11 protein-coding genes are annotated in these 9,416 nt (G+C 66.0%); all 11 read right to left on the bottom strand.

Features of this window, described 5'->3' with window-relative positions; all coding sequences use genetic code 11:
• Positions 1 to 92: 92 nt before the first annotated feature.
• Complete coding sequence (locus ACW9TV_RS03960; protein ID WP_494304558.1) at positions 93 to 1,238, bottom strand: OmpA family protein; 1,146 nt, start codon at positions 1,236 to 1,238, stop codon at positions 93 to 95.
• 137 nt (positions 1,239 to 1,375) lie between these two features.
• A complete protein-coding gene (locus tag ACW9TV_RS03955; protein ID WP_494304557.1) occupies positions 1,376 to 1,840 on the bottom strand; it encodes a DUF2793 domain-containing protein in 465 nt (154 codons plus the stop codon).
• Between the two features lie 16 nt (positions 1,841 to 1,856).
• Complete coding sequence (locus ACW9TV_RS03950) at positions 1,857 to 3,971, bottom strand: GTA baseplate fiber-binding domain-containing protein (protein ID WP_494304556.1); 2,115 nt, start codon at positions 3,969 to 3,971, stop codon at positions 1,857 to 1,859.
• Positions 3,971 to 4,438 carry an NlpC/P60 family protein gene (locus ACW9TV_RS03945; protein ID WP_494304555.1) on the bottom strand — a complete coding sequence of 156 codons (468 nt, stop codon included), beginning with the start codon at positions 4,436 to 4,438 and terminating at the stop codon, positions 3,971 to 3,973. The genes ACW9TV_RS03950 and ACW9TV_RS03945 overlap by 1 nt, the downstream gene beginning before the upstream one ends.
• The gene (locus ACW9TV_RS03940) at positions 4,383 to 5,135 is read right to left on the bottom strand and encodes a phage/gene transfer agent baseplate hub protein (RefSeq protein ID WP_494305027.1); all 753 of its coding nucleotides are present in this window, start codon (positions 5,133 to 5,135) and stop codon (positions 4,383 to 4,385) included. Before ACW9TV_RS03940 ends, ACW9TV_RS03945 begins: the two co-directional genes overlap by 56 nt.
• Positions 5,136 to 5,215: 80 nt before the next feature.
• Positions 5,216 to 7,564 carry a phage distal tail protein, Rcc01695 family gene (locus ACW9TV_RS03935; protein WP_494304554.1) on the bottom strand — a complete coding sequence of 783 codons (2,349 nt, stop codon included), beginning with the start codon at positions 7,562 to 7,564 and terminating at the stop codon, positions 5,216 to 5,218.
• Positions 7,557 to 8,096, bottom strand: coding sequence for a tail tape measure protein (locus tag ACW9TV_RS03930; RefSeq protein ID WP_494304553.1), 540 nt, complete (start codon positions 8,094 to 8,096; stop codon positions 7,557 to 7,559). Before ACW9TV_RS03930 ends, ACW9TV_RS03935 begins: the two co-directional genes overlap by 8 nt.
• Positions 8,086 to 8,286 carry a phage tail assembly chaperone gene (locus ACW9TV_RS03925; RefSeq protein WP_494304552.1) on the bottom strand — a complete coding sequence of 67 codons (201 nt, stop codon included), beginning with the start codon at positions 8,284 to 8,286 and terminating at the stop codon, positions 8,086 to 8,088. The genes ACW9TV_RS03930 and ACW9TV_RS03925 overlap by 11 nt, the downstream gene beginning before the upstream one ends.
• Positions 8,283 to 8,603: a GTA-gp10 family protein gene (locus ACW9TV_RS03920; protein WP_494304551.1), complete on the bottom strand. Its 321-nt coding sequence runs from the start codon at positions 8,601 to 8,603 to the stop codon at positions 8,283 to 8,285. Before ACW9TV_RS03920 ends, ACW9TV_RS03925 begins: the two co-directional genes overlap by 4 nt.
• The gene (locus ACW9TV_RS03915) at positions 8,600 to 9,007 is read right to left on the bottom strand and encodes a phage tail tube protein (protein WP_494304550.1); all 408 of its coding nucleotides are present in this window, start codon (positions 9,005 to 9,007) and stop codon (positions 8,600 to 8,602) included. Before ACW9TV_RS03915 ends, ACW9TV_RS03920 begins: the two co-directional genes overlap by 4 nt.
• A 1-nt stretch (position 9,008) precedes the next feature.
• Positions 9,009 to 9,407 carry a DUF3168 domain-containing protein gene (locus tag ACW9TV_RS03910; protein ID WP_494304549.1) on the bottom strand — a complete coding sequence of 133 codons (399 nt, stop codon included), beginning with the start codon at positions 9,405 to 9,407 and terminating at the stop codon, positions 9,009 to 9,011.
• Positions 9,408 to 9,416: the final 9 nt, after the last annotated feature.

Here is a 9,416-nt window from a genome sequence, read left to right as displayed (position 1 = left end):
ACGCCACATATGAAAAGAGGCCCTGCATCGCGCTCGATGCAGGGCCTCTTTATTGGTGTCTGGCGGGAGCCGAAGCCCCCGCCAGATGATCATCAGTTAGCCGGTTGACCGAAGATGATTTCAGCGCGCCGGTTTTGCGGCTCGCGCACGCCCAGCGGCGTGTCGACCAGCAGACGGTTAAAGCCGAAACCACGCGTGGTCATTTGCGCTTCGGAAATGCCCTTGCCAGCCATGTAGGCCTTCACAGCATTCGCCCGGCGTTCCGACAGAGCCTGGTTATACTTCGCCGAACCCGACGTGTCAGTGTGACCGTCGATCACCACCGAAGACTGACCCGTCTGGACATAGGCTTCCGCAGCACGATCGAGGATCGCAGCCGCTTCCGGCGTAATGTCATACTTGTCCCAGTCGAAGAAGACGAGGAACGGACCAGGCACAACCGGCGCCGGCGGCGGCGGCGGAGGCGGAGGCGGAGGCGGAGGCGGAGGCGGAGGCGGAGGCGGCGGAGGCGGAGCGGCTTCTTCGAACAGGTTGAAGCTAACGCCCAGCAACAGGCTGTGGCTACGCCAGTTACCCGACAGATCGTGACCATTGGTCGTCTGCAGATCGATACCGTTCATGTTGAAGAAACGGTACTTCAGGGACAGATCAACCTTTTCGGACAGCGCATAACGAACGCCAGCAAGGGCTTGCCAAGCAAAGCCGGTGTCACTGTCGTCAGCAAAAGCCGCCGTATACTTGTAAAGCTGCCAGATGTCGGCCTTGAAGCGAGCAACGCCAACGCCACCACCGACGAACCCGCCAAAGGGCGAACCCTCTTCGGCGCCGAAATCGAACATGCCATTCAGCATGAAGCTCAGGATCTGCGCGTTGCCGTCTGCGGCATCATAACGCCCGGCAGGCGGGGAGCTGTTTTGACCAAAGCCCCAGTTGATCGGCGGAATACCGCTCGCAACCGTGACCGCGTCAAGGTTGGCATTCTTGTAGGCAACTTCGAATTCCGTGCGGAACGCACCGAAGTCGTAGCCAAGAACGCCACCGAGTTCCCAACCCGGCTCGTACTTGTTGCGCAGAGCGCCCGAAACACCAGCACCAGCTGCAGTTTCAATATCCCAGCTCTTCGTCTCGGCGATGAAGCCGCCGGCATCGAGCCCAATATACCAGGAGTTATCGCGCGCTTGCGCGGCTCCTGCCAGCACCGTGGTCGCCAGCGCGACCGCTACGGCGAACTTCCCCATGACTATCCCCTTCTACGTAATGACGCACTCAGGCCGGGCCATGTAAACGAGGGGGCCATACGTTAGCAAGGGGGACAGGCGCGAAAACTGTGTTGCAAGAGCCACATGGCCCATTCAATGGAAACGGATTGCAAACCTTATGTAGAGATCAGCCCGATGTCGACCAGGCTGGTGATCAACCCATCAATCGCCGCCCTGGCCTCCGTGTCGGCCACAAGCCCGCCCGAAGGTGTTGAGATGGCTGGCGCAACCGCACCCCGCCATCGGTCGATCGTCCAGCCCGAATCGGATCGTCGGATCATCCGCTCGCTGTGCCTGTCAAACAGCGAAACACCAACTGGAAGTTCAAGATAACGCCACCCCCCTTCAGTCCATGCAGCAAGTTGTCCCCTGCGGGACGCCCACACATCCGTTGCATCTGCGGGTATCAGCCAGCACTGCCCGACAACGGGATCCGCAGGCGGGGTCGCCAGCCCGACATGTTCCACCACCGGGCAAAGCAACGCATCCACCACCAGTAGGGCTTCGTTGTGAGTCACGTCTTTCTGCCCCTGCCCTGCCAGCAGCAGCGGCAAGCCAAACCGGGCCGTTCGTTCCGTCATTGGCACTCCCCCATCTTCAAATCCGCGCCCATGCCGAACAACGAACCCATTTCGGTCCATCCCCGACAGCCTCCACCTGAAACTCGCCGGCGGTGAGTTCCTCGCCCAGCAGGGAAAGCTGCTCGGCCAGGCTCAGCGTCAGCTCCAACGCGTCCACCCGGAACTCGTGCATGCGCCCGTGGCTCAGCCTACACCGCCAGACATATTTCTGCTCTGACGCCACGCTTCCCTCGGTCCATGTCCACGAACCGCGCCGACGCTCGACCCAGTGGAACCTCAACGCGCCGCCAGCATCCCGTTCAGCCCGCAGGTGGACAGGCGCGAGCGGGGCCAGTCCCGCTCCCTCGATTCTGTACACGATCTCGGTGCCGCCAGGCGGATCCCCCCGTCCCTCAGCCAGAAAAACGATCTCCCGGCCCGGCGCGTCGCCCGTCACAGCAAATTCCGGATGATCCGTCAGGATCACTTCCGCCACCCCGGTTCCCACGGGCCAGCCTTGCGATTCGCAGGGGGTCGCATAGCGCCGCCGCAGCAATCCGGTCAGTCGCACGACGCCCTCGCCAAGACGTTCGACCTGACGCGCCTGGATCAGTTCGCGCCCCACCAGAATCAGCCCGCCGCCGTCAAGGACTCCGGCATGATCCCGGCTGGCCAACCCATCCTGTCCAACCAGTCTCATCAGCACGAAATTATGCTCATCCCAGACCGACTCAGGCCCGGCAGGCAAGTGGGCCAGCAACTCGCCAACCCCGCGGCCTGTCGGCAACCTGCCGATCGGAACGGATGCGCCTGCATCCAGCACTGAAAGGTCAGCCCCCCGCCATCCCGGGCCCCCGCCGCCAACCACGGCAACGACGGGCCCAGTGGATCCGGCTGGAACGGGCGGTTCAAACACCAGCGCCCGCGTGGAGCCTGCGGGAACCACGGGATCGGAAAGGCTGCGTCCGGGATCAGAGGCTACGCCCCCCTGATCAGCCAATGCCTCGATCCGTTCGGCCTCAATATGGATATTCAATCCGCGAACATCCCGGCGAACGACCCGCCAGCCACCACTCTCACCGAACTCCACGCGGTCACCGATGGAAACATGCATCCACCTGTGGGGCAGAGACAGGTTCAGGTGCTCGCGTCGTGCACCCTCCCGGCGCAAGGCCTGTCGGCACAGCGCCATCGCCGCGCCGGCACTCGCTCCGATCGCCCAGCTCAGTTCAATCGACTGGCCGCTGCGCTCCAGCTGCCGCCGTTGCAGACCAAGCTGATAATCCCTGTCCGGATCGATATAGGTCAGGCTCAGGCCGACAGGGCGCCGTTCCCGAACGAAGCGCGCGCCGGCCATCTCGGTTCCCGGATCGAACAGCACATCAACGGGCCGGATCACATGTGTCATCTCCGGGCCACCCAGGGCATAGGCGCCATTTAAAAGCCGGATTTCCGCGCCGCAGATCCATGACAGCCGCTCGATATCATCCAGCAGACGCGCGCCAGACTCCACAAAACCCGTTACACCCGGCGGAGCGGAAAGCGCCCCGGCTCTCATGCCGGCGTCCGAAGCCAGCACGCCTGCCCACTGATCCGCGCGCCCGTGGTCTGCGACAAGTTCGAAACTCAGGCTGGGGATCCGGTTTCCGAACGGGCCAAGCGGAAAGCCCTCGAACACCACATGGCTCAGCCCCCGCAATGCCGGCGCGCCACCCGCGCCTTCCACAGCCGCTATCAACGGATCGGCAACGCGCACTGGCGCACTGTGCAGACGCATCTCGAATTCAAAGGCGCATACACCGTCGCCCCACCGGATCTCGCGGCCATCCGCCCAGATTCGGCGCACCTCCCGTACCGGCCCCCGGGACAGGGCGATTGCAAAGCTGGCCTCTGCCTCGCGTCGCCCGTCCCCCTTGCGCCCGCCGCCGCCCTCGGGCTGCAGTGCCCATATCAGAAGCCCGGCGGTTCGCATTGTTCCGAAGAGCCTCGGCACTGTCTCGCCATAGGCGGATCGCTGCAAATACAGATCGTCTGCCCGACCCGTTCGCTGTGCGCGGGCAGAGTCCAGGCTGGCGCCCACCGCGGCCCCGATCCCCGCTCCGAACGGGCCGCCCACGGCCTGCCCGACCGTCGACAACAATACCGATGCCATCATGCATCTCCTGCGGGAAGCCGCCAGGCTGTTCGCCATCTTCCGGCCTCGATGGTGTTGCGCTCGACAACCCGCCGAATGCGCGCGCACGCCTCAACGACGCCCCGGTCGGTGCAGATGCCCAGGTGGACCTGCCGCGCCCCGGGTACGGATATCAGCACGTCTCCGGCCCGCGATTCAGCCAATGCCTGTTCATGGCAGCCAACCACGCGCAGCATGTCGCTGACATCCCTCATGGCCAGTCCGCGCAAAGGCTGAGCCCCAATCACCGGGCGAACGCCTGCGGCCTCGGCCGCAAGCAACACAAGGCCCAGACAATCCACGCCGGCCTCGTTGCGGCCCTGCGCCCTGAATGGCACGCCGATCAGGCCGCGCGCCCGATCCACGATCAGGGCCGCACGCGGATGCACGTCAGGGATCGACATAGCGAAGCAACGCATCCGCGCCGGGCACATGCGGCTCTCCATCGAATGCCGCGCAGTTGCCGAAACGATCCCGGCAGGTTGCGAACAGCTTGTCGCACCCCTCGCGCAGCTCGATACGGATGCCAGGCCCCAGATCGGCGGCAAGCCGCTCGTCAAGCAACAGCGTTGTTCCAGCCGCCCTTTCGATCCGATGATCCAGACCGGCCAGGCTGCCATCCAGCACCCGTGCCCGGCCACCGGCATAGCGCTGCGGCAAATCCAGCGGCTGTTCGAGCCGGATTTCCATCCCCGCCCCCCCCGCTGCAACGACGCGACAGGTCCTTGGCGCCATGTCCACGCCGCAGCGATCATCCCCGAGCGAAGCCCGGCACGTCGGCGAAAGCACCGGCGCCGACCTGTCGTCGATGCCATCCAAACCGCTGCGCAACTCCATCCGGTACTGCCCGCCGGCGCCTGCAACCGCATGGCTCAGTTGCCCTAACCTGCCCCGCAGCAGAACCAGCGGCTCGGCCGCAGAATCCGCCCAGTCGCATGCCGACAGCTCGACCCGTGCATCGGCCCAGCGTCCGGCCTCCAGATCAAATCCGCGGATCGCACTGTCCTGCAGCACGCCCTCCACGTCCATCGCATCGGGCTCCAGCCTGTTCGACTGGCTCACGGCGGAAGGGGTCATGCCCGGTCGGGCGCGATACAGCAGGCCGCCCAACCGCAGATCCCGGTCATGGCTTGTGAACCCCATCGCCACGCCATCTGTCCGGATCAGCTTCCAGCAAAGCGCAATGGACGTCAGAGGGCAGCCCAGCCAGGCCTCGGGCCCACTCATTCGAATACCTCGACAAGGGGAACCGACTGCGCCTCGCCCGCACGCACACCGCTCAGCGAAATCTGCAGCTGATCGACATCGAACCGAACCGGCACATCGAACGCAAAGCCCGCTCGCACCTCCATCCCCAATGCGGGTGGATCGTCGAACCGGATTATGCCTCGATCCTCGAGCACCCAGCCCGCAAGGCACTCGACTCCGCCGATGGCAATGCGCACCGTTCCTGCTTCCGGACGCGTGATGGACCGAATTTCTGCACCGGCCTCGGAACCATAGTGCTTCACCAGCCGGAAGCTCAGCGTCGTGCCATCGCCAATGCCGATCAGCTGATCGACCGCCGTGATTTCCGCACCGAACGATCCGCTCGTCCAGTCCATCGGGTCGCGAAAGCGGAAAGAGGCCGCCTTCCCGCGCCGTGCCCGGAAAAAGGCAAGCAGCAAGGCCAGATCGGTCTCGGATCGAAGACCAAGCCCCGCGTCATAGGAAAGCCGCGCGCCCTGCCACATGCTGTTGCGCTGCTCGTGGCCGGAAGCCAGGATCGCGACCTGCGTCGAAAAGGCGGGCCCGCCCACTGCATCAAATCCCACATCCAGCGGAAACCGGACATCATGAAACTCGTCCACGCCCATCTCCTCATCCGGTGAAGGCCCCAGTTCCACCCAGGTGAATCCGTCGCGTGCAACCTGCGGCCAGGCCCACACGAATATCTCGGGAACCGACCGGCTACGGGCGGACCGCACGGCGGCGGCGATCTTTGGCCACTGCGCCTGTGCCTGCCCCGCATCCGGCACAAATCCGGCCAGATACTGCTGTTGCGCCGCGCCATATCCCAGCCGGGCCGTGACGGCGGTCGTCGCCCGTGCCAATCCCGCCTCGTTCCCGCCGGTCACGAACTCATAGTCCTCAAGCTGCAGGCGATCCCATGCGGGGCTCGCCCAGCCGTCGGGCATATTCGCCAGCGCCAGGTCCGGCGTGGCTTCGTCCAACACCTGGGGTGCATAGAAAAGCAGGTGGGAACGAAATCCGGCCCCGGAAACCGCAGAAGCCGCGTCGCGCAACGCCAGTGTCGCCTCCGCCAGCCGCGCGCCCAGCCACACCAGCCACACCCGCTCCGTCTCGGATCGCACGCCCCGCACATCGGCCATTTCCGGCGGTGCCGTCCCGGTCTCGGCGATCCATCGCGCCACCGTTGCCGCGTCATGGAAACAGGGCCGCCCCGATGGCCCGACCCACCACCAGGGCTCCCCGACCTGAAAGGAGACATCTCGCCCCCCTTCGGCGGCCAATAAAGCGAATGCCCGCGCGATTTCCTGCAACCAGCTCATCGCCGCCGCATTGCAGGGCGAAAGCAGCGTGGATGGCGGAAACCAGCCGGTCAGCGCCCGCGCTCCCTCCAGATCCCTCTGCGCCCAGTCGTCCGGCGCATGGGCGTCGAACAGTTCGAACGACAATGAAAGGATCAGTTCAAACCCATGGTCGCCGGCAATCTCGAACAGCCGCCGGTGCCAGGCCGTCGCTGCGGCGCACAGCCCGCCGGAAACCTCGAACCGGCCACCGCCCGCATGCGCCAGCGCCGGGTAATGGCTCATCCCGACATAATGATTGACAAGCCGCCGGTATCCCAGCGCCTCCCACTGCTCCACCAGGCGCTCGGGCGGCTGATGATAGCTGTCGTCATAGCCAGATGCCATCCGCAGCCCGTGCGGCGGCAGGAACGCATCCCCCACGCGCACCACGCTTCGCAGTCCGTCGGCCGAAAGATCCCTCAGTTCGACCCAGGTCGAAACCGGCGCGGGAAGCGCATCGACCGATCCGTCGAAACCCTCCGGCACGATCGAAATGAACATCCGGTCGATATCACCCGCGAACACGGCATCCCCGTGCGGGCCGAAGCCGGCACGCAGTTCGTCGAACACCAGCTCGATCACCGCGTCCGTGGGCGAACCCGCGGCATGGTTCCACAACCTGACATACCAGGTCCGCCCCACGCCCGCTGAATCCCGGCCCTCTATGGTCAGAACGGGCCCGTTCAGTGCGTCCAGCGGCATGACGCCGGGTCCGGAAACCCAGCGGAAGCGCAGCCTGCACCCCCGGTAATCCCGGTCCGTTTCATAGGCGAGCAGGGGATGAGACCATCTGTCCTCGCTCTCCCAGATCAACCCCGCCAGATCGGCGCGCGTCAGGAAATCCAGATCCAGGCGCAGCACGCCCGGCGCCGGCGCGGTCGCCGCCGCCATCATCGGCCGGGCGAAATCCACGGTCCACAGCTGCGGACGGAAGCGCTTTGCCCAGCCCGTCCGCGCCTGGTCCCCGCGGGCCGCCAGATAGGGCGGCACCTCAGCCATCCAGCCGCTCCAGCACCCGGCGAATCTCATGCGCTACCTGCCGCGCGGTCGGGGCCATGAACGGGCTTGCTGCACGCTGCTCGCCGCGCATGTTCACCGTCAGCTGCACCGAACGTCTCGCGGGTGCGCCAGTCTCGATGCGCCCGCTGGAAGTCGGCACGAACACTTCCGGGCCACGCTCCCCCACCAGATAGGCCTGGCCGGGCGCCACTGGTCCACCCGTTGCGCGCCCGGGCAGCCCCAGCAGGCCGGTCATACCGGCAGAAAGCCCGGCCAGGCCCGCGCCATCCAGCTTCAGGGCCGCGCCCGCGATCTCGCCAAGCGTCTTCGCAGCAGCCCGGCCCAGATCCTCGAATTCCAGCCGCCCGCTCCGCGCCGCACGCCTCAGTGAATCCTCGATCGCGCGGCCCGCGCTGGCGGCCTCCCGGCCGAGTCCGTCCCGCAGAACGCCCCGCATCTCCGCCACGTCGCGGGCAAACTCGTCGGATCCGGCCCGCACCCGCAGGGCCAGCGCATCCAGCTCATCGTCCATCGTCCGCTCCCCTTTCCAGCCGCTCCAGTCCGCCCCGATCCAGCGGCGCGGGCGATGCCGGTCCCGCCCGGCCCTCCAGCGCCTGCGCCAGTTCCGCCACCGTCGCCCGCCAGAACTGGTCCGGGCTCCAGCCGAGCACGCCTGTCGCCACCTGTGCCGCGCGCACTGCCATGTCCGAAAAGCCCGTCATCCCGCGGCCCTGAACACGGCCGACAGCAGCGCCCTGTACACCGGCAGAAGCGCACAGATCCCCTCAGTCACCAGGCTCGCCTGAAAGGCCTCGCGCCGCTCGCCGGATCGCCTGTCGCCCAGGCAATGCCAGAACATCGCATCCATGTCGGACAGCCGCACTTCACCGGCTGCCGCGCGATCCAGCAACCGGAACAGGCTACCGGCTTCCGCTTCGGCCGCCACCAGCGCCTCGAAACTGGGGCGCAACAGGCGCACGTCGCCCTCAAGCGGCAGGTCGACTTCCCCGCGATGCGCATTCGCACGCCCGGCACTCAAAGTGCGTCCACCGGGCCAGAGCTCTCGAGCGACAGCGTATAGCTCCGCTCCCCGTTGAAATCGCCGGCATAATCCAGCCGCGTCACCTGAAAGCGGCCCCGGAACCGCTCCCCGCCCTCGAAGCTCACTTCGAACCGGTCAAGGCTACCGGACAGCAGCTGGCCCTTCAGTCGCGCCTCGGCGTCAGATCCCGTGAAAATCCCCGCACCGCTGATCGAAATCGACCGTACACCGCCCGAAGGCAACAGCTCGCGCCACCCGCCGGATCCCTTGTGGGTCACCACCACCGGCTCCGCGGAAAGACTCATCTGCGTCGTCCGCAGTCCCGCCACTGTCTGAAACACCTCCGGCGTGCCGCCGTCACCGATCTTCAGCAGAAACGCCGCCCCACTCTCGACTGCCATGTCAGTTCTCCATCACTGAAAGCGTCCTGAATTCCAGCTGGCCCAGCAGCCAGTTCCGGGAGGTCCGGCGCACGCTTGCCCGAACCAGCCGAAGCCCGATCAGGCGCAACCCGCCCCGCGAAGGCGGCATGGTCAGCACTGCGCGCTCGACATCGGCCAGGATCTCCTTCGCCGCCGCCAGACTTTCCCGATTGTCCCAAAGACTCACCGCGAAGCGATGCTCGGTTCCCGCCCCACCCTGCCAGGTCCGCCCGGCCATGCTGTCCGCCCCGATCGAAAGATAGGGCGGCCGGGCATTGGCAGGGGGCCCGTCGAAAACCGGAATCCCCCGCGCCTGGAAATGCGCATCGTCCGCCAGTGCAGCCGCCACCCGGCGCTGCAATTCAAGGCTAGCCCTCATTTCGCCTCC

Source organism: Sandaracinobacter sp. T42 (genome assembly GCF_059115405.1).
Note: the sequence above shows the minus strand (reverse complement) of the source record. Positions and strands in the feature narration are given on the sequence as shown.

Coding starts and splice junctions, on each gene's coding strand:
- ACW9TV_RS03960 (WP_494304558.1), bottom strand. CDS start 1,238: ATGGGGAAGTTCGCCGTAGCGGTCGCGCTGGCGACCACGGTGCTGGCA.
- ACW9TV_RS03955 (WP_494304557.1), bottom strand. CDS start 1,840: ATGACGGAACGAACGGCCCGGTTTGGCTTGCCGCTGCTGCTGGCAGGG.
- ACW9TV_RS03950 (WP_494304556.1), bottom strand. CDS start 3,971: ATGGCATCGGTATTGTTGTCGACGGTCGGGCAGGCCGTGGGCGGCCCG.
- ACW9TV_RS03945 (WP_494304555.1), bottom strand. CDS start 4,438: ATGGAGAGCCGCATGTGCCCGGCGCGGATGCGTTGCTTCGCTATGTCG.
- ACW9TV_RS03940 (WP_494305027.1), bottom strand. CDS start 5,135: ATGGGGTTCACAAGCCATGACCGGGATCTGCGGTTGGGCGGCCTGCTG.
- ACW9TV_RS03935 (WP_494304554.1), bottom strand. CDS start 7,564: ATGGCTGAGGTGCCGCCCTATCTGGCGGCCCGCGGGGACCAGGCGCGG.
- ACW9TV_RS03930 (WP_494304553.1), bottom strand. CDS start 8,096: ATGGACGATGAGCTGGATGCGCTGGCCCTGCGGGTGCGGGCCGGATCC.
- ACW9TV_RS03925 (WP_494304552.1), bottom strand. CDS start 8,286: ATGACGGGCTTTTCGGACATGGCAGTGCGCGCGGCACAGGTGGCGACA.
- ACW9TV_RS03915 (WP_494304550.1), bottom strand. CDS start 9,007: ATGGCAGTCGAGAGTGGGGCGGCGTTTCTGCTGAAGATCGGTGACGGC.
- ACW9TV_RS03910 (WP_494304549.1), bottom strand. CDS start 9,407: ATGAGGGCTAGCCTTGAATTGCAGCGCCGGGTGGCGGCTGCACTGGCG.